General features: G+C 62.5%; 24 protein-coding genes. 16 read left to right on the top strand and 8 right to left on the bottom strand.

Annotated features, from left to right (window positions below; genetic code table 11):
• Positions 1-10: 10 nt before the first annotated feature.
• Positions 11-664: a carbonic anhydrase gene (locus tag L085_RS20735; RefSeq protein WP_044031615.1), complete on the bottom strand. Its 654-nt coding sequence runs from the start codon at positions 662-664 to the stop codon at positions 11-13.
• Between the two features lie 111 nt (positions 665-775).
• On the opposite strand from L085_RS20735, the gene cynR reads away from it, so the two are divergent.
• A complete protein-coding gene (cynR, locus tag L085_RS20730) occupies positions 776-1,726 on the top strand; it encodes a transcriptional regulator CynR (RefSeq protein WP_044031614.1) in 951 nt (316 codons plus the stop codon).
• On the opposite strand, the gene L085_RS20725 is transcribed toward cynR, so the two are convergent.
• Complete coding sequence (locus L085_RS20725) at positions 1,650-2,081, bottom strand: hypothetical protein (protein WP_044031613.1); 432 nt, start codon at positions 2,079-2,081, stop codon at positions 1,650-1,652. The genes cynR and L085_RS20725 overlap by 77 nt on opposite strands.
• A gap of 58 nt (positions 2,082-2,139) precedes the next feature.
• Complete coding sequence (locus L085_RS20720) at positions 2,140-2,607, bottom strand: helix-turn-helix domain-containing protein (protein WP_004939017.1); 468 nt, start codon at positions 2,605-2,607, stop codon at positions 2,140-2,142.
• A gap of 63 nt (positions 2,608-2,670) precedes the next feature.
• Here L085_RS20720 and L085_RS20715 point away from each other — a divergent pair, with 63 nt between their 5' ends.
• Together L085_RS20715 and L085_RS20710 are read left to right on the top strand one after the other, a co-directional pair.
• Positions 2,671-2,898 carry a tautomerase family protein gene (locus L085_RS20715; RefSeq protein WP_004939015.1) on the top strand — a complete coding sequence of 76 codons (228 nt, stop codon included), beginning with the start codon at positions 2,671-2,673 and terminating at the stop codon, positions 2,896-2,898.
• 136 nt (positions 2,899-3,034) lie between these two features.
• A complete protein-coding gene (locus L085_RS20710; protein ID WP_004939011.1) occupies positions 3,035-4,627 on the top strand; it encodes an ABC-F family ATPase in 1,593 nt (530 codons plus the stop codon).
• A 51-nt stretch (positions 4,628-4,678) separates the two neighbouring features.
• On the opposite strand, the gene moeB is transcribed toward L085_RS20710, so the two are convergent.
• Complete coding sequence (gene moeB / locus L085_RS20705) at positions 4,679-5,434, bottom strand: molybdopterin-synthase adenylyltransferase MoeB (protein ID WP_044031612.1); 756 nt, start codon at positions 5,432-5,434, stop codon at positions 4,679-4,681.
• A gap of 2 nt (positions 5,435-5,436) precedes the next feature.
• Positions 5,437-6,675 carry a molybdopterin molybdotransferase MoeA gene (gene moeA, locus L085_RS20700; RefSeq protein ID WP_044031611.1) on the bottom strand — a complete coding sequence of 413 codons (1,239 nt, stop codon included), beginning with the start codon at positions 6,673-6,675 and terminating at the stop codon, positions 5,437-5,439.
• A 157-nt stretch (positions 6,676-6,832) separates the two neighbouring features.
• On the opposite strand from moeA, the gene L085_RS20695 reads away from it, so the two are divergent.
• From L085_RS20695 to L085_RS20660, 8 genes are all read left to right on the top strand, one after another.
• Positions 6,833-7,369 carry a DUF924 family protein gene (locus L085_RS20695; protein WP_044031610.1) on the top strand — a complete coding sequence of 179 codons (537 nt, stop codon included), beginning with the start codon at positions 6,833-6,835 and terminating at the stop codon, positions 7,367-7,369.
• Between the two features lie 358 nt (positions 7,370-7,727).
• Entirely contained in the window at positions 7,728-8,684 is a 957-nt protein-coding gene (locus L085_RS20690; RefSeq protein WP_044031609.1) for an isoaspartyl peptidase/L-asparaginase, read from the top strand.
• A 19-nt stretch (positions 8,685-8,703) separates the two neighbouring features.
• Positions 8,704-10,581, top strand: a complete 1,878-nt coding sequence (locus L085_RS20685) for a dipeptide ABC transporter ATP-binding protein (RefSeq protein WP_044031608.1) — start codon at positions 8,704-8,706, stop codon at positions 10,579-10,581.
• Positions 10,582-10,604: 23 nt separating this feature from the next.
• On the top strand, positions 10,605-12,140 hold the full coding sequence (gsiB, locus tag L085_RS20680) for a glutathione ABC transporter substrate-binding protein GsiB (RefSeq protein ID WP_004938996.1): 1,536 nt from the start codon (positions 10,605-10,607) through the stop codon (positions 12,138-12,140).
• Positions 12,141-12,192: 52 nt separating this feature from the next.
• A complete protein-coding gene (gene gsiC / locus L085_RS20675) occupies positions 12,193-13,113 on the top strand; it encodes a glutathione ABC transporter permease GsiC (protein ID WP_004938995.1) in 921 nt (306 codons plus the stop codon).
• A 9-nt stretch (positions 13,114-13,122) separates the two neighbouring features.
• Positions 13,123-14,031: a glutathione ABC transporter permease GsiD gene (gene gsiD / locus L085_RS20670; protein ID WP_193378773.1), complete on the top strand. Its 909-nt coding sequence runs from the start codon at positions 13,123-13,125 to the stop codon at positions 14,029-14,031.
• A 107-nt stretch (positions 14,032-14,138) separates the two neighbouring features.
• The gene (locus L085_RS20665) at positions 14,139-14,375 is read left to right on the top strand and encodes a type II toxin-antitoxin system CcdA family antitoxin (protein ID WP_044031607.1); all 237 of its coding nucleotides are present in this window, start codon (positions 14,139-14,141) and stop codon (positions 14,373-14,375) included.
• A gap of 2 nt (positions 14,376-14,377) precedes the next feature.
• Positions 14,378-14,692 carry a CcdB family protein gene (locus tag L085_RS20660; RefSeq protein ID WP_015377213.1) on the top strand — a complete coding sequence of 105 codons (315 nt, stop codon included), beginning with the start codon at positions 14,378-14,380 and terminating at the stop codon, positions 14,690-14,692.
• A 36-nt stretch (positions 14,693-14,728) separates the two neighbouring features.
• Here L085_RS20660 and fghA read toward each other — a convergent pair whose 3' ends face one another.
• From fghA to L085_RS20645, 3 genes are read right to left on the bottom strand one after another with little or no spacing between them, the layout of a single operon-like run.
• On the bottom strand, positions 14,729-15,571 hold the full coding sequence (gene fghA / locus L085_RS20655; protein ID WP_015377214.1) for an S-formylglutathione hydrolase: 843 nt from the start codon (positions 15,569-15,571) through the stop codon (positions 14,729-14,731).
• Between the two features lie 14 nt (positions 15,572-15,585).
• Positions 15,586-16,710: an S-(hydroxymethyl)glutathione dehydrogenase/class III alcohol dehydrogenase gene (locus tag L085_RS20650; RefSeq protein ID WP_044031606.1), complete on the bottom strand. Its 1,125-nt coding sequence runs from the start codon at positions 16,708-16,710 to the stop codon at positions 15,586-15,588.
• 29 nt (positions 16,711-16,739) lie between these two features.
• Complete coding sequence (locus L085_RS20645) at positions 16,740-17,660, bottom strand: LysR family transcriptional regulator (RefSeq protein WP_004938975.1); 921 nt, start codon at positions 17,658-17,660, stop codon at positions 16,740-16,742.
• 105 nt (positions 17,661-17,765) lie between these two features.
• On the opposite strand from L085_RS20645, the gene L085_RS20640 reads away from it, so the two are divergent.
• From L085_RS20640 to mglB, 5 genes are all read left to right on the top strand, one after another.
• Positions 17,766-18,923: a YbfB/YjiJ family MFS transporter gene (locus L085_RS20640; protein WP_044032108.1), complete on the top strand. Its 1,158-nt coding sequence runs from the start codon at positions 17,766-17,768 to the stop codon at positions 18,921-18,923.
• Positions 18,924-19,167: 244 nt separating this feature from the next.
• A complete protein-coding gene (folE, locus tag L085_RS20635; RefSeq protein ID WP_004938969.1) occupies positions 19,168-19,833 on the top strand; it encodes a GTP cyclohydrolase I FolE in 666 nt (221 codons plus the stop codon).
• Between the two features lie 79 nt (positions 19,834-19,912).
• Positions 19,913-21,085 (top strand): DUF418 domain-containing protein YeiB, encoded by a 1,173-nt coding sequence (gene yeiB, locus L085_RS20630; protein ID WP_044031605.1) that lies wholly within the window; start codon positions 19,913-19,915, stop codon positions 21,083-21,085.
• Positions 21,086-21,212: 127 nt separating this feature from the next.
• Positions 21,213-22,250 carry an HTH-type transcriptional regulator GalS gene (gene galS / locus L085_RS20625; RefSeq protein WP_044031604.1) on the top strand — a complete coding sequence of 346 codons (1,038 nt, stop codon included), beginning with the start codon at positions 21,213-21,215 and terminating at the stop codon, positions 22,248-22,250.
• 264 nt (positions 22,251-22,514) lie between these two features.
• The gene (gene mglB / locus L085_RS20620) at positions 22,515-23,507 is read left to right on the top strand and encodes a galactose/glucose ABC transporter substrate-binding protein MglB (RefSeq protein WP_004938962.1); all 993 of its coding nucleotides are present in this window, start codon (positions 22,515-22,517) and stop codon (positions 23,505-23,507) included.
• The last annotated feature ends 2 nt before the right edge of the window (positions 23,508-23,509 follow it).

Here is a 23,509-nt window from a genome sequence, read left to right as displayed (position 1 = left end):
TTTTGTGGGCTTAAAAACGGGCGATCGCCGGCGTGGCGGTCACCTCGGGATGGGTGGCGAGCGGCACGAAGCGGCGGGTTTCGCCGTCCAGCGCCTCGATAGCGCCGCTGGCGATGTCATAGACCCAGCCGTGCAGCGTCAGGCGGCCCTGTTCCAGCGCCAGGGCGACGGAAGGGTGCGTTTTGATGTTGTTGAGCTGGGCGATGACGTTTTCGCGCACCATCGACGCGACCCGCGCTTCGTCGCAGGCGTGCGGATAAGCCTGATTGACCGCCTTGGCGGAATCGGCGTAACGCAGCCAGCCGGCGACCGTTGGCAGGTGATCCAGACATTGGCAGGTGGCGATGGCGGTCATCGCGCCGCAGTCGGAATGGCCGCAGATCACGATATCTTCCACGCCCAGCGCGGCGACGGCGTACTCGACCGAGGCGGTCACCCCGCCGGGTTCGGGGCCGAAAGAAGGCACGATGTTACCGGCATTGCGGATAACGAACAGATCGCCCGGCTCGCGCTGGGTGACCAGCTCCGGCACCAGGCGGCTGTCGGAACACGAGATAAACAGCGTGCGCGGATTTTGGCGGGTGGCCAGCCGCTGAAACAGCGCCGTGCGTTCAACAAAGGCTTCGCGCTGGAACTTCAGGAAGCCCTCAATCACCTCTTTCATTGTTTTTCTCCCTGGGGGGTAAGCGATGACGGCATGATGAACGCTTCTGGCTATAGGGTCTAAGACCCATTTATAATGATGGCTATAGGTATTACTAATAGTTGGGGCGCTATGCTGCTGCGACATATCCGTTATTTTCTGGCCGTGGCCGAACAGGGCAATTTCACCCGTGCCGCCGAAGCGCTGCACGTCTCGCAACCGACCTTGTCGCAGCAGATCAAACAGCTGGAGGATGCGCTGGGAGCGCCGCTGTTCGATCGCAGCGGCAGAAGGGTGCAGCTGACCGACGCCGGTGAGGCCTGGATGCGCTATGCGCGCCTGGCGCTGCAGGATCTGGACGCCGGCGCGCGGGCGATCCATGACGTGGCGACGCTGGCGCGCGGCCATCTGCGGCTGGCGATGACGCCAACCTTCACCGCCTATCTGGTGGGGCCGACGATCGATGCGTTCTACCGCCGCTACCCGGGGATTACGCTGAGCATTGAGGAGATGGCGCAAGAGCGGATTGAGGCGCTGCTGGCGCAGGATCGGCTGGATCTGGGCATCGCCTTTGAGATGGCGCAGTCGGTGGAGGTGGAAGCGACGCCGTTGTTCAGTGAGACGCTGGAGCTGATGGTCGGCGCCGAACATCCCCTGGCGGCGCGGCGCCGGCCGCTGACGCTGGCGGAATGGCGGCATCTGCCGCTGGCCTTGCTGAGCGGCGATTTCGCCACGCGCCAGTTTATCGATCGCTACTGCACGCAGCTCGGTTTCCGGCCGCAGGTGGCGGTGGAGGCCAATGCGCTGGGCGCCATCGTCGAGATCGTGCGGCGCGGGCAGCTCGCCACGCTGCTGCCGGCCGCCATTGCGCGCGAGAACCGGCAGTTGAAAAAAGTGGCGTTGGCCAACGCCATGCCGGTGCGGCAGGCGGTATGGCTGCAGCGCCAAGGCGCTTACCGCAGCGCCGCCGCGCAGGCGTTTATCGCCGTCTTGCAGGAACAGGGCGTTACGCCAATGCACTCCAGCGCTGCGTCATCCCCAGCAGATGCACCAGCCCGAAGCCGAGGCAAATCAGCGAGCTGACGGCGATAAAGCGTTGGCTGCGGCCGGTGTCGCTCAGGGCGAAAGGGCCGGCGACGCCGCGCAGCAGGTAGATAAAGGTGATGATAAACAGCGCGGGCCGCAGCAGCGGCAGCGGCGCGATCAGCCCGGCGCCGGACAGCGCATACAGCGCCCAAATAAACAGCACCAGCGCGATACCGGCGGTGACGACGGCCGGGAACTTTTTACCCGCTTCCGCCGCCTTAATGAAGCGATCGCCGGCGCCGCACAGCCGATAGCCGCGCGGCCCGGCGGCGATCACCCAAATATGCAGCAGGGCGGCGATGGCGCTCAGCGCGGCACCGATCAGCAGCGCGGTGTTATAGAGGTGTGGCATGGTTCAGCATCCTTGTCCTAAATCAGTCTGGTATCAAGCGTAGACCAGAATGGGTAAGTCAGGCCGGGGGGAGCTCAACGGCCGACATTTGCAGCGCGTCTTCAGGCACCACGCGGGCCTGCGCATCGATAAATGCCAGCTGCACCGGCAGCCCGCTGCGTTTATCCACCAGTTGAACGTGGGGGTTGTCATGCAGAATATGCCGGTGGCCCCACGCCATCAGCGCAACCAGGATGGGCCCCAGGCTGCGCCCCTTGTCCGTCAAGACATATTCATGTCGTTCGCGCTCGCCCGGCTCCCGGTAAGCGCGTTTGGCCAACAGTTCTTGTTCTACCATGGCATTCAGACGGTTGCTCAACGCCTGGCGCGAAGCGCCGATATTCTCGCGCAGCTCTTCAAAACGGCGAACGCCGTAGAATGATTCGCGCAGGATCAGCAACGTCCAGCGATCGCCAAGCAGGTCCGCAGCCTGCGCCAGCCCGCACAGGGCAAGAGAAACGGTAGGGAGATCGGGAGATTTTGACATGGGCATTTTCCTTCGCTAGTCTAAGTCTTGTTTTTAGACTTATCCGTATTCAAGGAGAGTATAATGCCATTTGTTAATGTGCAAACGGTGAAAGGCATGCTGGATGAACGGCAAAAAAGCGAATTGCTGTCCCGCATTACCGATCTGTTGGTGGAGATAGAAGGGCGAGGCGATCCGGCGTTCAGACAGTCGGTTTGGGTCAGAATCGATGAACATGCGCCCGAACAATGGAGCCTGGGCGGTGTGCAGCCGACGGCGGCGATGATTGCCGCGAAGTTCCCGCCGCGTTAATTCAACTATGCCGCCTGCGAAAAGGATAGGATGCCGCAGGCGCTCAAAATATCACCGAAACTTCCCGCGATCTCTGCACCCCGTTGTGGCATAATGCGCGCCAAATCACATTCCCTATGTATAAAGAGCGAGCGCTGTGTTAAGCACTAACAACATCACCATGCAGTTCGGCAGTAAGCCGTTGTTTGAAAACATCTCTGTCAAATTCGGCGGCGGCAACCGTTACGGCCTGATCGGCGCCAACGGCTGCGGCAAGTCCACCTTTATGAAAATCCTCGGCGGCGATCTGGCGCCGAGCGGCGGCAACGTGTTCCTCGATCCGAACGAGCGCCTGGGTAAACTGCGTCAGGATCAGTTCGCCTTTGAGCAGTACAGCGTGCTGGATACCGTGATCATGGGCCACACCGAACTGTGGGCGGTGAAGGAAGAGCGCGACCGCATCTACGCATTGGCGGAGATGAGCGAAGAAGACGGCTATAAAGTGGCCGATCTGGAAGTGGCCTACGGCGAAATGGACGGCTACAGCGCCGAAGCGCGCGCCGGCGAACTGTTGCTCGGCGTGGGTATTCCGGTTGAGCAGCACTATGGCCCGATGAGCGAAATCGCGCCGGGCTGGAAGCTGCGCGTGTTGCTGGCGCAGGCGCTGTTCTCCGATCCGGAAATCCTGCTGCTCGACGAACCGACCAACAACCTGGACATCGACACCATCCGCTGGCTGGAAAACGTGCTCAACGAGCGCAACAGCACCATGATCATCATCTCGCACGACCGTCACTTCCTGAACATGGTCTGCACCCATATGGCGGATCTGGACTACGGCGAACTGCGCGTTTACCCGGGCAACTACGACGAATACATGACTGCCGCCACCCAGGCGCGCGAGCGTCTGCTGGCGGACAACGCCAAGAAGAAGGCGCAGATCAATGAGCTGCAATCGTTCGTCAGCCGCTTCAGCGCCAACGCCTCCAAATCCAAGCAGGCCACCTCACGCGCTCGCCAGATCGACAAGATCCAACTGGAAGAGGTGAAAGCCTCCAGCCGGCAGAACCCGTTCATCCGTTTCGAACAGGATAAGAAGCTGTTCCGTAACGCGCTGGAAGTGGAGGCGCTCACCAAGGGCTTCGACGAAGGCCCGTTGTTCAGCAAGCTGAACCTGATGGTGGAAGTGGGCGAGAAGGTCGCGGTGCTGGGCGCCAACGGCATCGGTAAAACCACCCTGCTGAAAACGCTGGTGGGCGACGCGCAGCCGGACAGCGGCACCGTCAAGTGGTCAGAAAATGCCCGTATCGGTTACTACGCGCAGGATCACGAATACGAGTTCGACGACACCCTGAGCGTGTTCGACTGGATGAGCCAATGGAAGCAGGAAAAAGACGACGAGCAGGCGGTGCGCAGCGTGCTGGGCCGTCTGCTGTTCAGCCAGGACGACATCAAGAAGAAAGTGAAGGTGCTGTCCGGTGGCGAGAAGGGCCGCATGCTGTTCGGCAAGCTGATGATGCAACGACCGAATATTCTGGTGATGGACGAACCGACCAACCACTTGGATATGGAATCCATCGAATCGCTGAACATGGCGCTGGAGATGTACGAAGGCACGCTGATCTTCGTCTCCCACGACCGTGAGTTCGTCAGCTCGCTGGCGACGCGCATTCTGGAAATCACCCCGAACAAGGTGATCGACTTTACCGGCAACTACGAAGACTATCTGCGCAGCCAGGGTATCGTGTAACCCTCGCGGCAACGCATCAGGGCGGGAATTATCCCGCCCTTTTTTTATCCGTCATTCCCCGCCGCACACCTCGCAGTGCGGATCCTTCGGCAGCTTCATCTCGCGGAACTGCAGGCTCATCGCATCGAACATCAACAGCTTGCCGCGCAGCGGCTGACCATAGTCGGCCAACAGCTTGATGGCTTCCATCGCCTGCAGGGTGCCGATAGTGCCGACCAGCGGCGCCATCACGCCCGCTTCGACGCAGGTGAGGGCGCTGTCGCCGAACAGCCGGCTCAGGCAGCGGTAGCAGGGCTCGCCCGGCTGATAGGTGAACACGCTGAGCTGGCCTTCCATGCGGATCGCCGCGCCGGAAACCAGCGGTTTGCGCTGTGCGTGGCACAGGCGGTTCAGCGCGTCGCGCGCCGCCACGTTGTCGGTGCAGTCCAGCACCAGATCGCAGGCGGCGATCTCTGCCGCGACCGCGTCATCTTCCAGACGACCGTCGATGGCATCGATGCGGATATGCGGATTGATGGCGCTCAGCTCCTGTCTGGCGGAGGCGACTTTGCTCTGGCCGATGCGATCGTCGCGGTGCAGGATCTGGCGCTGCAGATTGGAGAGCGAGACGGTGTCGAAATCCACCAGCACCAGATGGCCGACGCCGGCCGCCGCCAGATAAGGCGCGGCGGCGCAGCCCAGCCCGCCCAGCCCGGCGATCAGCACGCGGGCGGCCTTCAGCTTCTCCTGGCCGTCGAAGTCAAAGCCGCGCAGGACGATCTGGCGGTTGTAGCGCAGCGCTTCGGCGTCGGTCAATTCCGGCAGCATGCTCAGCTCCTCAGCAGGGCGTTGAACGGCTCAATCTCCACCGTTTCACCCGCCGCCACCGAACCGCGTTCGCGCTCCAGCACAATGAAACAGTTGCCCTGGCTGTAGGAGCTGAAGACGTGCGAGCCCTGGTGGCCGGTGGTGCTGACCTCCAGTTCGCCCGCGGCGTTGCTGCTGAACACGCCGCGCTGAAAATCGAGGCGGCCCGGCGATTTCTTCAGCGGCGTCAGCGCCCGCGCGCGCAGGCGCGGCGGCAGGCGCCAGTCGCTGTGGCCGGCCAGCTTCGCCAGCAGCGGTTGCACCAGCTGGTAGAAGGTCAGGGCGGCGGAAACCGGGTTGCCCGGCAGGCCGCAGAACCAGGCGTGGCCCAGTTTGCCGAAGGCGAACGGTTTGCCGGGTTTGATCGCCAGCTTCCAGAAGCTGACCTGGCCCAGTTCGTCGAGCATCTGTTTGGTGTAGTCGGCTTCGCCGACCGAGACGCCGCCGCTGCTGATCACCACGTCAGCCTGGCTGTCCGCCTGTGTAAAGGCGGCGCGCAGCGCGTCGCGATCGTCGCGGATAATGCCGAGATCGAGCACGTCACAGCCCATCTGCTCCAGCATCAGGCGCACCGCGAAGCGGTTGGTGTCGTAGATCTGGCCTGCCTGCAGCGGCTGGCCGACCGGCTGCAGTTCGTCGCCGGTGGAGAACACCGCAACCTTCAGCTTACGCATCACCTGCACTTCGGCGACGCCGAGCGAAGCCAGCAGCGGCAGCTGCGCGGCGCCCAGCTTCACGCCGGCCGGCAACACGCTCGCGCCCCGGCGAATGTCTTCGCCCGCCAGACGGATATTCTGGCCGGCTTCTACCGGGGCGGTAAAACGCACGCCCTGGTCGCTCACTTCGGCCTGCTCTTGCATGACAACCGCTTCCGCCCCGGCCGGGATCGGCGCGCCAGTCATGATACGCACGCAGCTGTTGGCCGGCCATTGGCCGTCGAACGGCGCGCCGGCGAAGGCTTTCCCGGCGATCGGCAATGGCGCATTGGCCGCCAGATCGGCGAGGCGTACCGCATAACCGTCCATCGCCGAGTTGGCGAATGGCGGCACGTCGAGCGGTGAGACCACCGGCGCGGCGGTGATGCGGCCGGCGGCGGCGGTCAGCGCGACGGATTCGGTTTGTTGCAGCGGTGCGATCTGCCCGAGCATTTTTTCCAGCGCTTGCTCCAGGGAGATGAGATCGGAAGTATGGCAATGATCCATAAGGGGAACTCCGTAATCAGGGTGCGCATTGATAGCGACAAAGTGCGGGTATTATGGCAGAGAACGCCGGGGGGGAGAACGGGTTATGCCCGCCATCTTTCGCACTGCGCCGGAAGCGCGAACGGGTATAAACTGGGTAAAACACAGGAGAATCATGATGCATAAACAGGTTATCGAGTTCTGGTTCGATGAGATCGAACCAATCATGTGGTTCAAAAAGGACGATGATTTCGATCGTCTGCTGCACAGCCGCTTCGGCGAAATCTGGCGGGCGGCGGCGGCGGGGGAGCTGGCGCACTGGCGCGACACCATCGAAGGGCGGCTGGCGGAGGTGATCGTGCTCGATCAGTTCAGCCGCAACCTGTTCCGCGGCACGCCGCAGTCGTTCGCCTGCGACGGCATGGCGTTGATTCTGGCGCAGGAGGCGATCCGCAGCGGCGAGTGCGAACGGCTGAGCCGCGAGCAGCGCGGCTTCCTTTATCTGCCGTTCATGCATTCGGAATCGCCGCTGATTCACCAACAGGCGCTGGTGTTGTATACCGAGCTCAATAACGGCGATCAGCTGGAATTCGAACTGCGTCATAAGGCGATCATCGATCGTTTCGGCCGTTACCCGCATCGCAATGCGATATTGGGGCGCATCAGCACGCCGGAAGAAGAGGCCTTTTTACAGCAACCCGGTTCCGGTTTTTAATCGCGGATTATCTTCGCCCGGCCGGGAAAAAAACGGCAGGCCGGGCGTCGAAATAATGATTATTCAGCGTGAACGTTTATTTCATTACCCCATGCCGCTATTTCCTCTCGCGAAATTATCAATAATCCCAGCCGCACTGTCAGCGGTTTGCTGCTTTTTATAACCTGCTGTTTTTATTCCAATAAGCTATTTCAAGGTGCGAAACGGTCTAAGCGGACTACGCTAAAAGTGGGGCGTGGACGTTATGCTGTACTTCCACAGTCGGGCTAAATAGCATCGAAAAAAGACTGAATAATAATGATACCGCGCTCAGCTTATTCGCTGTGCTACGGCGGGATTAACACAGGGTGTCAGGCAAATGAGCAAACCAGTGATTGCCATTCATGGCGGCGCGGGCGCAATTACCCGGGCGGCGCTGAGTGCGGAAAAGGAACGGCAGTATATTCAGGCGCTGTCCGAGATCGTGGCCGCCGGGCAGGCGGTACTGGCGCAGGGCGGCAGCGCGCTGGACGCGGTGACCGAAGCGGTGCGGCTGCTGGAGGAATGCCCGCTGTTCAACGCCGGTAAAGGCTCGGTGTTTACCCATCAGGGCACCCACGAACTGGACGCCTGCGTGATGGACGGCCGCACCTGCGACGCCGGCGCTGTCGCCGGCGTCAGCCATATCCGCAACCCGGTGCTGGCGGCGCGCGCGGTGCTGGAAAACAGTGAGCACGTGCTGTTTGCCGCCGAAGGCGCCGAGAAGTTTGCCGCCGCCCACGGCCTGGAAATGGTTACTCCCGACTTCTTCTTTACCCAGGAACGCTTTGATCAGCTGCACCGCGCCCAGGCGGAGCAGGGCCGGGTATGGCTCGATCACGACGGCGCGGCGCAGGCCGGCGATCCGCTCGATCCCGATCGCAAATTCGGCACCGTCGGCGCAGTGGCGCTGGATGCGCTGGGCAACCTCGCCGCCGCCACTTCCACCGGCGGCATGACCAACAAACAGGCCGGTCGGGTGGGCGACACGCCGATCATCGGCGCCGGCTGTTATGCCAACAACGCCACCGTGGCGGTCTCCAGCACCGGCACCGGCGAAATCTTCATGCGCAGCGTGGCGGCTTACGACGTCTCCGCGCTGATCGAATACGGCGGCCTCAGCCTGCAAGAGGCCGGCGATCGGGTGGTGATGGAGAAGCTGTCGGCGCTCGGCGGCAGCGGCGGCATGATCGCCGTCGATCGCCACGGCAATATCGCGCTGCCGTTCAACTGCGAGGGGATGTATCGCGGTTTTGGCTATGTCGGCGATGCGCCGTCCGTCGGGATTTATCGCTAATCGTTCACCGGGAGGGTGCATGACCGACGTTTCATTCCAGCCCACCGGCGGCGGCGGGCTGTCATTGCCGCCGCAGCGGGTGCTGTCGGTGCGCGATCTGAGCATCAGTTTTCCTCAAGCGGACGGCGCCGTGGAAGCGGTGCGTAACCTGTCGTTCGATCTCGATCGCGGCGAGACGCTGGCGATCGTCGGCGAGTCCGGCTCCGGTAAATCGGTGACTTCGCTGGGGTTGATGCGGTTGGTGGAGCAGGGCGGCGGGCGCATCGTCGGCGGCGCCATGACGCTGCGCCGGCGCGACGGCGCGCTGCTCGATCTGGCGCGCGCCTCGCCGCGCACGCTGCGCACGGTGCGCGGCGCCGATATGGCAATGATCTTCCAGGAGCCGATGACCTCGCTCAACCCGGTGTTTCCGGTCGGCGAGCAGATCGCCGAATCGCTGCGTTTGCATCAGGGCATGGATCACCGCAGCGCGCGCCAGGAGGCGCTGCGCATGCTCGATCTGGTGCGTATTCCGGAGGCTAAAGAGGTGCTGGGGCGCTACCCGCACCAGCTTTCCGGCGGCATGCGCCAGCGGGTGATGATCGCCATGGCGCTCTCCTGCAAGCCGGCGCTGTTGATCGCCGATGAGCCCACCACCGCCCTCGACGTCACCATTCAGGCGCAGATCCTGCAGCTGATCCGCGTGCTGCAACAGGAGATGCAGATGGGGGTGATTTTCATCACTCACGACATGGGGGTGGTGGCGGAGATTGCTGACCGGGTGCTGGTGATGCGCCGCGGTGAGCAGGTGGAGCAAAATCGGGTGCGCGAGCTGTTCGCCACGCCGCAGCAGGCCTATACCCGGGCGCTGCTGGCGGCGGTGCCGAAGCTGGGGGCGATGGCCGATCGGCCGCTGCCGGCGAAGTTTCCGCTGCCGGGGGGCGAGGAGGATGAAGCGCCGCAGGATACCGTGCCGCCAGGTGCCGCGCCGATCCTGCGGGTGGATCATCTGGTCACGCGTTTTGATCTGCGCGGCGGGCTGTTCAATCGGGTCACTCGCCGGGTGCACGCGGTGGAAAACGTCAGTTTCGATCTTTACCCCGGCGAGACGCTGGGGCTGGTGGGCGAGTCCGGCTGCGGCAAGTCCACCACCGGGCGTTCTTTGCTGAAACTGGTGGACAGCCAGAGCGGCACCATCACCTTCGCCGGGCGGCGAATCGATCGGTTGAAGGGGCCAGCGCTGCAGCACCTGCGGCGCGATATTCAGTTCATCTTTCAAGATCCTTACGCCTCGCTCGATCCGCGCCTGACGGTCGGTTTTTCCATCATGGAGCCGCTGCTGGTGCACAACGTGATGCGCGGCCGGGAGGCGGAACGGCGGGTGGCCTGGCTGTTGGAACGCGTCGGCCTGTTGCCGGAACACGCGCGCCGCTACCCGCACGAATTTTCCGGCGGCCAGCGACAGCGTATCTGCATCGCACGCGCGTTGGCGTTGAACCCGAAAGTGGTGATCGCCGACGAGGCGGTTTCGGCGCTGGACGTGTCGATTCAGGCGCAGATCGTCAATCTGTTGCTCGATCTGCAGTGCGAGTTCGGCATCGCTTTTCTGTTTATTTCACACGACATGGCGGTGGTGGAGCGGATCAGCCACCGGGTGGCGGTGATGTACCTCGGGCAGATCGTCGAGATCGGCCCGCGGCAGGCGGTGTTCGACAATCCGCAGCATCCCTACACCCGCAAGCTGATGGCGGCGGTGCCGGTGGCCGATCCCGCTCACGCCCACAAACGGCAGCCGCTGCCGGCCGATGAGATCCCGAGCCCGGTGCGCGCGCTGGGCGATGAACCCGTTACCGCACCGCTGGTGCAGGTTGGCGCCGGGCACTTTGTCGCCCGCCACCCGATCGCCGGTGCTTTTTAAAGACCTCAGGAGAGACAAGCGACATGAAGCACACATTCAAACGCAATGCGCTGTTGGCCGCCGTACTGCTGGCGGCGGGAACCGGCCCGGTCTGGGCGGCGAAGGACGCGGTGATCGCCGTGGCCTCCAATTTCACCACCCTCGATCCTTACGACGCCAACGACACGCTGTCGCAGGCGGTGGCCAAGTCTTTCTATCAGGGGCTGTTCGGCTTTGATAAGGACATGAAGCTGGTGAACGTACTGGCGGACAGCTATGAGGTCAGCAAAGACGGCCTGACCTACACCGTCAAACTGCGCCAGGGCATTAAATTCCACGACGGCACCGCGTTCAACGCCGAGGCGGTGAAGGTCAACCTCGATCGCGCCAGCAACCCGGACAGCCACCTCAAGCGCTACAACCTGTTCAAGATGATCGACAAAACCGAAGCGGTGGACGCCAATACGGTGAAGATCGTGCTGAAGGCGCCGTTCTCGGCGTTCGTCAACAATCTGGCGCACCCGGCGGCGGCGATTATCTCGCCGGCGGCGCTGAAGCAATACGGCAAGGAGATCGGTTTCCACCCGGTCGGCACCGGGCCGTATCAGTTCGTGACCTGGAACCAGACCGATTTCGTCAAGGTGAAGAAGTTCGACGGCTACTGGCAGCCGGGGCTGCCGAAGCTCGACAGCATCACCTGGCGCCCGGTGGTGGATAACAACACCCGCGCGGCGATGCTGCAGACCGGCGAGGCGACTTTCGCCTTCCCGATCCCTTACGAGCAGGCCAAGGTGCTGGAAGGCAACGCCAAGCTGGACGTGGTGGCCGCGCCGTCGATCCTGCAGCGTTACATCAGCATGAACGTCACCCAAAAGCCGTTCGACAACCCGAAGGTGCGCCAGGCGCTGAACTACGCCATCAACAAGGACGCGCTGATCAAGGTGGCGTTCGCCGGTTACGCGGTGCCGGCGGAAGGGCCGGTACCGCCGGCGATCGATTTCGCCGCCCGCTATAAGCCGTGGCCGTACGATCCGGCCAAGGCGCGCGAGCTGCTGAAAGAGGCCGGCTACCCGAACGGCTTCACCACCACGCTGTGGTCTTCCCACAACCACAGCACCGCGCAGAAAGTGCTGCAGTTCACCCAACAGCAGCTGGCGCAGGTGGGGGTGAAAGTGACGGTGACGGCGATGGATGCCGGGCAGCGCGCGGCGCAGGTGGAGAGCGTCGGGGTGAAAGACACCGGCGTGCGGCTGTTCTACACCGGCTGGTCGGCCTCGACCGGGGAAGCGGACTGGGCGCTGTCGCCGCTGTTCTCCACCCAGGCGGCGCCGCCGAAGCAGTTCAACACCGCGTTCTACAGCAATCCGCAGGTGGACAAGGATCTGACCGACGCGCTGGCGACCACCGATCGCGCCGAGAAGCAGAAACTGTATCAGGACGCGCAGGATCGTATCTGGGCCGACGCGCCCTGGATCTTCCTGGCGACCGAACGTCTGTTGTCGGCCAACAGCAAACAGCTGAGCGGTTTCTACGTGATGCCGGATACCTCGTTCAACTTTGATAACGCCGATCTGAAATAAGGCGCCCATCCCCGCCTGCGGCCAGACGGCGGCGGGCGGGGGAAGGAATGAGATGCTCAATTATTTTCTGAAACGACTGCTGGGCCTGATCCCGACGCTGCTGATCGTGGCGGTGCTGGTGTTCCTGTTCGTCCACCTGCTGCCGGGCGATCCGGCGCGGCTGGCGGCGGGGCCGGAGGCCGACGAGGCGGTGGTGCAGCTGGTGCGCAAGGATTTGGGGCTGGATAAGCCGCTGCCGCAGCAGTTCGCGCACTTTTTCGTTAACGCGCTGCGGGGTGACTTCGGCATCTCGATGGTGTCCAAGCGCCCGGTGAGCGAAGAGATCGCCTCGCGCTTTCTGCCGACCTTCTGGCTGACCGTCACCAGCATGCTGTGGGCGGTGGCGTTCGGCCTGGCGATCGGCGTGGTGTCTGCGGTGTGGCGCAATCGCTGGCCGGATCGCCTCGGCATGACGCTGGCGGTGTCGGGGATCTCGTTCCCGGCCTTTGCGCTCGGCATGCTGCTGATGCAGGTGTTCTCGGTCGAGCTGGGGTGGCTGCCGACGGTGGGCGCCGACAGCTGGCGGCACTACATTCTGCCTTCGGTAACCCTGGGGGCGGCGGTGGCGGCGGTGATGGCGCGCTTCACCCGCGCTTCGTTCGTCGAGGTGCTGCAGGAAGACTACATGCGCACCGCCCGAGCCAAGGGCGTGCGGGAAAGCGTGGTGGTGATGAAACACGGCCTGCGCAACGCGATGATCCCGGTGGTGACCATGATGGGGCTGCAGTTCGGCTTCCTGCTCGGCGGTTCGATCGTGGTGGAGAAGGTGTTCAACTGGCCGGGGCTGGGGCGCTTGCTGGTGGACTCGGTGGAGATGCGCGATTACCCGGTGATCCAGGCCGAGGTGCTGCTGTTCTCGCTGGAGTTCATCCTGATCAACCTGCTGGTGGATATGCTGTACGCGGCGATCAACCCGGCGATTCGTTACCAATGAGGACGCGGCATGATTAAGCATTGGCGGCGCAACGCCGCACTGAAGGCGATGCCGCTTATTGACCCCAACGCGGTACGCACGCCGTGGGGTGAGTTTTGGCGGCGTTTTCGCCGCCAGCGGGCGGCGCTGGTCGCCGGTCTGTTGGTGCTGCTGCTGATCGCGGCGGCGCTGCTGGCGCCTTATCTGGCGCCGTTCGATGCGGAAAATTACTTCGATTACGACCGGCTGAACGAGGGGCCTTCGCTGATGCACTGGCTGGGGGTGGATTCCCTCGGGCGCGATATCTTCAGCCGTATCCTGATGGGCGCGCGCATTTCGTTGGCGGCCGGGGTGTTCTCGGTGCTGGCGGGCGGGGCGATCGGCACCCTGCTGGGGCTGCTGGCCGGTTACTATGAAGGCTGGTGGGATCGCCTCACCATGCGCGTCTGCGACGTGCTGTTCGCGTTTCCCGGCATTCTGCTGGCGATCGGCGTGGTGGCGATCATGGGCAGCGGCATGGCCAACGTGATCGTCGCGGTGGCGATCTTCAGCATTCCGGCCTTCGCCCGCCTGGTGCGCGGCAATACGCTGGTGCTGAAGCGCCTGACCTATATCGAGTCGGCGCGCAGCATCGGCGCCTCGGACTGGACCATCATTCTGCGGCACATTCTGCCGGGCACGCTGTCGTCGATCGTAGTCTATTTCACCCTGCGCATCGGCACCTCGATCATCTCCGCCGCCAGCCTGTCGTTTTTGGGACTGGGCGCCCAGCCGCCGACGCCGGAGTGGGGGGCGATGCTCAACGAAGCGCGCGCCGATATGGTGATCGCGCCGCACGTGGCGATCTTCCCCAGCCTGGCGATATTCATCACCGTGCTGGCGTTCAACCTGTTGGGGGACGGATTGCGCGACGCGCTCGATCCGAAGCTGAAGGGGTGATGCTTTAACGTATGGCGCACATTTGAACGGGCTCACATGACCTCTCAGTGCTATTATCCGTTCAATAAGCCGTGTTGTTTGCACGAAGATGAGTGAGAGAGGTGCCGATGCCAGTAAAACAACGAACGACGCAAAGTGTGACCATGACGCTGGAACGCAGTTTGTTGAGCCGTGCGCGTGAGGTGGGGATTAATCTCAGCGCGACGCTGACTGCTGCTTTAGATGCTGAGTTGCGTCAGCATGAGAGGAGAAAATGGCAGGAAGAAAACCGAGAGGCACTTGAAGCGCTTAACCGATTTAATGATGAGCATGGTTGCTTTAGCGACGAATACAGGACGTTTTAGCGATGCAATTTACGGTGTATGCGAATAGCGGGAACAGCGCGGTTTACCCCCTGCTGCTTGATGTGACGAGCGATATCATTGGGCAATTAAATCGCCGAGTTGTGATCCCTTTGTTGCCCGTTGAAAAATACCCGGGGAGTACGCGACCGGAGCGCTTGATCCCGTTGATCAGATTGATTGATGACAACGAGTACGCCGTGATGACATATGAAATGGCCAGCATCCCGGTTCGGGCTTTGGGGGCCGAATTTTGTGATGTTTCCCAGTATCGGAGCAGGATAAAAGCCGCCATCGACTTTCTTCTTGACGGTATTTGAAGAAATCCGGGCGGTTTAACCGCCCGGATTTTTTTATCAGCGGAACAGGTGCTCGGCGTGGAAACGCAGGTGATCTTCCACGAAGGTGGCGATGGTGAAGTAGCTGTGATCGTACCCCGGCTGAATGCGCAGCGTCAGCGGCCAGTCGCGCTGGCGCGCCAGCTCGGCCAGCCGCGCCGGCTGCAGCTGATCGGCCAGGAACTGGTCGTCGTCGCCCTGATCGATAAGGACCGGCATTTTCTCCGCGCCGCTGGCCAGCAGATGGCAGCTGTCGTACTGCAGCCACTGGCTCTCGTCGCTGCCCAGATAGGCGGTGAACGCCTTGCGGCCCCACGGTACCTGGCACGGGTTGACGATCGGCGCGAAGGCCGATACCGAGCGGAAGCGCTGCGGGTTGCGAAACGCCATCATCAGCGCACCGTGGCCGCCCATCGAGTGGCCGAAGATCGACTGACGATCGCTGACGCTGAAGTGCTGTTCGATCAGCGCCGGCAGTTCGGCGCTGATGTAGTCGTACATGCGGAAGTGACGATCCCACGGCGCCTGGGTGGCGTTCAGGTAGAACCCGGCACCCTGGCCCAGGTCGTAGCCTTCGTCGTTCGGCACTTCGTCGCCGCGCGGGCTGGTGTCCGGCATCACCAGCACCAGGCCCAGTTCGGCGGCGATGCGCTGCGCGCCGGCTTTCAACGTGAAGTTCTCGTCGTTGCAGGTCAGCCCCGACAGCCAGTACAGCACCGGCGGCGGGTTGTCATCGCGCGGCGGCGGCAGGTAGATGCTGAATGTCATGTTGCAATTCAGGCTCTGCGCCGCGTGGCGATAGCGCTGTTGCCAGCCGCCGAACATGCGGTGCTCTTCGAGAAGTTCCAATGACAACGTCATCTCTGCCTCCTGGCTTATTTGTCGAAGTGGATGACGGAACGGATCGATTTGCCTTCGTGCATCAAATCGAACGCTTCGTTGATCTGCTCCAGCCCCATGGTGTGGGTGATAAAGTCGTTCAGCGCGAATTCGCCGTCCAGATAACGCTCGACGATGCCCGGCAGCTGCGAACGGCCCTTGACGCCGCCGAATGCCGAGCCGCGCCAGACGCGGCCGGTGACCAGCTGGAATGGCCGGGTCGAGATCTCTTCGCCGGCGCCCGCGACACCGATGATCACCGATTCCCCCCAGCCCTTGTGGCAGCATTCCAGCGCGGAACGCATCACGTTGACGTTGCCGATGCACTCGAAGGAGAAGTCGACGCCGCCGTCGGTCAGCTCGACGATCACCTCCTGAATCGGTTTGTCATAGTCTTTCGGGTTGATCAGATCGGTAGCGCCCAGCTTGCGCGCCAGATCGAACTTGCTGGTGTTGATGTCGATGCCGATGATGCGGCCCGCGCCGGCCATCTGCGCGCCGATGATCGCCGACAGGCCGATGCCGCCCAGGCCGAAGATCGCCACGGTGTCGCCCGGTTGCACTTTGGCGGTGTTGATCACCGCGCCCATGCCGGTAGTGACGCCGCAGCCCAGCAGGCACACTTCCTCCAACGGCGCTTCCTTGTTGATTTTCGCCAGTGAAATTTCCGGCACCACGGTGTATTCGGAGAAGGTGGACGTGCCCATGTAGTGGAAGATCGGTTTGCCGTCCTTGAAGAAGCGGGTGGTGCCGTCCGGCATCAGGCCTTTGCCCTGAGTGGTGCGGATCGCCTGGCACAGGTTGGTCTTGCCGGATTTACAGAATTTGCACTCGCCGCACTCCGGGGTGTAGAGCGGGATCACGTGGTCGCCGACCGCCACGCTGGTGACGCCTTCACCGACCGCTTCCACCACGCCGCCGCCCTCATGGCCGAGGATCGCCGGGAACACGCCTTCCGGATCTTTTCCGGACAGGGTGTAGGCGTCGGTGTGACAAACGCCGGTGGCGACGATCCGCACCAGCACTTCGCCTTTTTGCGGTGGCATCAGATCGACTTCTTCAATCTTCAGCGGCTGGTTCGGGCCCCAGGCAACGGCGGCGCGGGTTTTGATCATCTCCATCATAGTCTCCTCAGTGGTTTTCTTTTAAATCAGGCGATATCGCTAACGTCTGATAAATCGTTGGGGGTGCTTTCATCAACAGCGGCGGTTTCCGTCTGTTCAATAATCAATTCTTTCAGCGCGCGCACGTTCGGCCCGAACGCGTCGCGGCGCCACAGCAGCCAGGTGGCGGTGTCGGCCACGTCCGGCGGCAGGGTATGAACCCGAACCCGCTCATGGCCCGGCAGCAGGCTGAGCACCGAATGCGGGATCATCGCCAGCCCGGCGCCGCTGGCGACGCAGGCCAGCATGGCGTGATAGGACTGGATCTCCATGATCTGCCCCGGCCGCGCGCCTTCGCGCTTGAACCAGGCCTCCAGCCGCAGGCGGTAAGAGCAGCTGGCGCGAAAGGCGAACAGCGTCTCGCCGTTGGCGTCTTTGGCGCTGTGGATCGGCGCGTGATCGAGACAGGAGATCACCACCATATGTTCAGGATAGGCGATACAGCCGTTCAACTCGTCATAAGGCACCGGGCCGTCGACCAGCGCCGCCGCCAGCGTGCCGGCGCGCACCCGATCGGCGATTTCGCCGGAGGTGCCGGTGGTCAGCGACAGTGAAACCTGCGAGAAGCGCTGGTGATAAGCCGCCAACAGCGAGGGCAGGCGGGTGGCGGCGGTGCTCTCCATCGAGCCGAGGGCGAAGTTGCCCGCCGGTTCGCCGGCGTGGGTGATGCTCATCGCCTCGTCGCTCAGCGCCAGGATGCGGTTGGCGTAGCACAGAAAGTTATGGCCCATCGGCGACAGGCGCAGGCGCTGTTTTTCGCGGATAAACAGATCGGCGCCCAGCTCCTGCTCGAGCTGGCGCAGCCGGGTGGTCAGATTCGACGGCACGCGGTGCAGCTGCTCGGCGGCGCGGGCGACCGAGCCGGTTTCCGCTACGCAGCAGAACATGCGAAGCTGGGTCAGATCCATAATGTTCTCGTTTCGTGATGAACTTGATTAGTATTATTCAGTTTTTGTGAGTTTAATGCTGCGGCATGATACTGGCAACTTTCTTTTAACCTTTTGGATGCCGATATGGCTTTACGTATTGCCTTGAGCGGGTTTGCCGCGCTGATCGTGGCGATGGGCATTGGCCGCTTCGCTTTCACCCCTCAGGTGCCGCTGATGATCGCGGAACATCAGTTCAGCCTGACCGGTGCCGGGCTGGTGGCGGCGATCAACTATTTGGGCTACCTGTGCGGCGCCTACGACGCGATGCGCGCTACGCGCCACGTCGAGCGGCGCCTGTGGCTGGGCGTATGGGGCGCGATGGCGCTGACGCTACTGTCGGCGCTGGCGCAGGATGAATGGACGCACGGCGCGCTGCGCTTCGTCATCGGCTGGGCCAGCGGCTGGGCGATGGTGCTGGTGGCGGCCTGGACCAACGAGCGGTTGGCGCACTACGGCCGGCCGGCGCTGAGCGCGGCGGTGTTCGCCGGACCGGGCGCCGGCATCTTTCTCAGCGGCATGCTGGCGGTGGGTATCAACGCGCTGGGGCTGACGGCGGCGCAGGCCTGGTTGGTGTATGGCGGGCTGGCGCTGGTGCTGGTCGGGGGGATTAGCGCCTTTCTGCCGCGCAGCGGCGAGCTGCATCGCCCGGACGTGGCCCCGGAGCCGCTGCTGCTGACGCCGGCGCTCAAACGCCTGGTGTGGAGCTACAGCCTGGCCGGCTTCGGCTACATCCTGCCGGCGACCTTCTTGTCGCAGATGGCGGCGGCGCGCTTTCCCGCCAGCCTGTTCGCGCAGTTCGTCTGGCCGGTGTTCGGCGGCGCGGCGGTGCTGGGGATTGTCATCGGCATTCTGACCCGCCATCGGCTGACCACCCAGACCCGGCTGGCGATCACGCTGTGGATACAGGCGCTCGGCGTACTGAGCGCCGAAGTGGTGCCGGGCGTGGCCGGCCTGGCGCTCGGGGCGTTGCTGACCGGCGGCGGTTTCCTTTGCGTGGTGCAGCTTGCTCTTCAGCACGGCCGTGAGCTGGCGCCGCGTCATGCGCGTTACATGGCCGGATTGCTGACCACCGGTTATGCGATCGGCCAACTGGTCGGGCCGATGCTGTCGGCGCTGTCGACCGCCTTGACCCATCGGCTGGAGCCGGCGCTGTATGTGGCGGTGGTGGCGCTGTTGGCGGCCGGAGGGCTGGTGGTGAATACCCCGGCGCGGCGGTTGGCGCAAAAAACGGCGACTCGGTGATTAAAATCCATACAAAACGCATGGAAACCCGCAGCCGGCCTGATTGTGCTAAATGCGAATATTTCACCTGCGGATGAAGCACTATCGCTGGATAATCGCCGCGCTCTCATCTACAGTGGGGGCAAAATCTTGACCGGGTTCACGTTATCCACCACGAAAACTCTGCCGTCACGAGAGCAAGCAATTCGCCGGCCGCACGCCCTATCAGGCCGCCGGCGGGTTCCGTCCGCAGGAGAACAAATACATGACATCATTAAGTAAAGAAGCCGCGCTGGTGCATGCGGCACTGGAAGAGCGTGGTCTGGAGACACCGCTGCGCGGGGAAGTGCTGGATCGCGAAACGCGCAAGCGTCGCATCAAAGAGCACATGACCGAAATCATGCAGCTGCTGAATCTCGATCTGTCCGATGACAGCCTGGCGGAAACGCCGCATCGCATCGCCAAAATGTATGTCGACGAGATCTTCTCCGGGCTGGACTACGCCAACTTCCCGAAAATCACCGTCATCGAGAACAAGATGAAGGTGGATGAGATGGTGACGGTGCGTGATATCACGCTGACCAGCACCTGTGAACACCACTTCGTGACCATCGACGGCAAGGCTACCGTGGCCTATATCCCGAAAGACTCGGTGATCGGCCTGTCGAAGATCAACCGCATCGTGCAGTTCTTCTCCCAGCGTCCGCAGGTGCAAGAGCGCCTGACCCAGCAGATCCTGGTGGCGCTGCAGACCCTGCTCGGCACCAATAACGTGGCGGTATCGATCGATGCGGTCCATTATTGTGTCAAGGCGCGCGGTATCCGCGACGCGACCAGCGCCACCACCACTACCTCGCTGGGGGGGCTGTTCAAGTCCAGCCAGAATACCCGCCAGGAGTTCCTGCGTGCGGTGCGTCACCACCAGGGGTGATGGCGTTGCGGGGCGACCCGCAAGACGACAACAGGCGCCTGCGGGCGCCTTTTTCATGAGCGGAAGACAGCGATAAAAAATGAACAGTCATCCTCTGCCGCGCATTGCCACGCTGGACTGCGTGCGCGGCATCGCCATCCTCGGCATTTTATTGCTGAACATCAGCGCCTTCGGCTTGCCGAAGGCCGCCTACCTCAATCCGGCCTATCTGGGGATGCCGTCATCGCGCGATGCCTGGACCTGGGCGCTGCTGGATCTCTTCGCCCAGGCCAAGTTCCTGGCGATGTTCGCGCTGCTGTTCGGTGCCGGGCTGCAAATGCTGCTGCGGCGCGGCAAAAGCTGGATCCGCGCGCGGCTGTCGTGGCTGGTGTTGTTCGGCCTCGCGCACGCCATCTTCCTGTGGGACGGTGACATTCTGCTGGCCTACGGGCTGATCGGCCTGGTGTGCTGGCGCATGATCCGCGAGGCCAAAGAAACCTTCCAACTGCTGAAAACCGGCGTCGTGCTGTACCTGATCGGCGTGGCGGTGCTGCTGCTGCTCGGTTTTGTCTCGCACGGTGAGCCGGGCAGCTTCTGGCAGCCGGGCGTGGCGGAGTTGCAGTACGAGAAGTTCTGGAAGCTGCAGGGCGGTTTCGAAGCCTGGCGCAGCCGCGCCGATCTGCTCTCGTCCAGCCTGCTGGCCATCGGCGCGCAGTATGGCTGGGAGCTGGCGGGGCTGATGCTGTTCGGCGCCGGGCTGATGCGCAGCGGCTGGCTGCGCGGCAGCTATTCCTCCGGCTATTACCTGCGGCAGGCGGCGTGGCTGCTGCCGCTTTCGGTGCTGATCCAACTGCCGGCGGTGGCGCTGCAATGGCAGGTGCATTGGGATTATCGCTGGAGCGGTTTCCTGCTGCAGGTGCCGCGTGAGCTGGGCGCGCCGCTGCAGGCGATGGGCTATCTGGCGCTGTGTTACGGTTTCTGGCCCGCGCTGTCGCGCCTGCGCATCGCCCGTTGGCTGAGCCAGGTGGGGCGTATGGCGTTAAGCAACTACCTGCTGCAAACGCTGATCTGCACCACGCTGTTTTATCGCTTTGGCCTCTATGAGCAGTTTGACCGGCTGCAGCTGTTGGCGTTTGTGCCGCTGGTCTGGTTGGTCAACCTGGTCTTTTCCGCACTGTGGCTGCGTTACTTCGAACAGGGGCCGATGGAATGGCTGTGGCGCGAATTGACGCAGATGGCCGCCGGCGAAGCGGAATCCAAAGCGCTGAAGTGAGCGCCCGTCGGCAGGTTAAAAAAATGTATGTAAACGTTTTCTTTCCTGTGACGTAATTCACGCAGAGCAGCGGGCCAATCGGGGTAGGATAGCGCCACCGGCCACTACCCCGATTTCAGGATCCCGCATGCCTCCAGTTCATCCGATCACCATTCGCGACGTGGCGAAACGCGCCGGGGTCTCCGTGGCGACCGTCTCCCGCGTGCTGAACCACAGCGCGCTGACCAGCAAAGAGACGCGCGAGCAGGTGCTGCAGGCGGTGGCGGATCTGGGCTATCGCCCCAATGCCAACGCGCAGGCGTTGGCGACCCAAAGCAGCGATACGTTGGGCGTGGTGGTGATGGACGTCTCCGATCCGTTCTTCGGCGCGCTGGTGAAAGCGGTAGACACGGTGGCGCAGAAACACCACAAGTATCTGCTGATCGGCAACAGCTATCATCAGGCGGACAAAGAGCGCCACGCGATCGAAGTGCTGATCCGCCAGCGCTGTAACGCCCTGATTGTTCACGCCAAAGCCCTGAGCGACGCTGAGCTGATCGGTTTTCTGGAGCAGGTGCCGGGCATGGTGCTGATCAACCGGATTATCCCCGGCTATGAGCCGCGCTGCGTCGGGCTGGATAACGTCTGCGGCGCAGAAATGGCGATGCGTCTTTTGCTCTCGCAGGGCCATCGGCGCATCGGTTATCTGGGCTCCAATCACCCGATCGAGGACGGGCCGCTGCGTCAGCAAGGTTATGTTCAGGCGATGGCCGCCGCCGGGCTGGCCACGCCCGACAGCTGGCGTGCGTACGGTTCGCCGGATCTGCAGGGCGGCGAGGCGGCGATGGTCGAGCTGCTGGGGCGCAACTTACAGCTGAGCGCGGTGTTCGCCTACAACGACGCCATGGCCGCCGGCGCCATGGCGGTGCTGAAAGAAAACGGTATCACGGTGCCGCAGCATTTCTCGCTGATCGGCTTCGACGACATTCCCATCGCGCGCTACACCAGCCCCAAACTCACCACGGTGCGTTACCCGATCGTTTCGATGGCCACGTTGGCGACCGAGCTGGCATTGCAGGGCGCAGCAGGCCTGGCGGAGCCGCAGGCCGCTCATCTGTTCATGCCGACGCTGGTGCGGCGCCATTCTGTCGCCCCCTGGCAAAGTGAGGCGACGGTCACTCTCTGACGATTTAATCTTGTGTAACCGTTTTCAATCTGTGAGAAAATTCACAGAATATTAACATCGCGCCGTCTATGCTCTAGGCGTTTTCCGGCGCAAAGGCCCTTGCCGCTGCAACCTTTATCTCGCGCTGACACAGCATTTCTCGGAAATAACAAGATCCACGGACGACAGGTGTTGAGTGGAAATCGCCAGGCCTGGGGTGTACGCACTGCCGGTGACCATTGGCTCAAAGACGAGTAATACCCTACACAGAACCGGAGACTGACAATGAATAAGAAGGTTTTCACCCTGGCCGCCATGGCCGCAGCCATGATGTTTGGCGCCGCAGCCCATGCTGATACCCGTATTGGCGTCACAATTTATAAATACGACGACAACTTCATGTCGGTGGTGCGTAAGGCGATCGAGAAAGACGCCAAGGCTTCACCGGACGTTACCCTGTTGATGAATGACTCGCAGAACGACCAGTCCAAGCAGAACGATCAGATCGACGTGCTGCTGGCCAAGGGCGTGAAAGCGCTGGCGATCAACCTGGTCGACCCGGCCGCTGCGCCGGTGGTTATCGATAAGGCGCGCGCAAACGATATCCCGGTGGTGTTCTACAACAAAGAACCTTCCCGCAAGGCGCTGGACAGCTATGACAAGGCATATTACGTCGGCACCGACTCCAAAGAATCCGGCGTGATCCAGGGCGAACTGATCGCCAAACACTGGCAAGCCAACCCGGCCTGGGATCTGAATAAAGACGGCCAGATCCAGTTCGTGCTGCTGAAGGGCGAGCCGGGCCACCCGGACGCCGAAGCGCGCACCACCTACGTGGTGAAAACGCTGAACGAAAAAGGCATCAAGACCCAGCAGCTGCAGATGGATACCGCGATGTGGGATACCGCGCAGGCGAAAGACAAGATGGATGCCTGGCTCTCCGGCCCGAACGCCAACAAGATCGAAGTGGTGATCGCCAACAACGACGCCATGGCGATGGGCGCGGTGGAAGCGCTGAAAGCGCACAACAAGACCAGTATTCCGGTGTTCGGCGTCGATGCATTGCCTGAAGCGCTGGCGCTGGTGAAATCCGGCGCGATGGCGGGCACGGTGCTGAACGACGCCGACAACCAGGCGAAGGCCACCTTCGAGCTGGCGAAAAACCTGGCGGCGGGCAAGCCGGCCACCGAAGGCACCCAATATAAAATCGAAAATAAAGTCGTGCGTATTCCTTACGTCGGCGTAGATAAAGACAACCTGTCTCAGTTTGTTAAATAAGA

It is taken from the genome of Serratia sp. FS14 (assembly GCF_000695995.1).
Classification (GTDB): Bacteria; Pseudomonadota; Gammaproteobacteria; order Enterobacterales; family Enterobacteriaceae; genus Serratia; species Serratia nematodiphila.
This window is presented reverse-complemented; position numbering and strand designations above follow the sequence as displayed.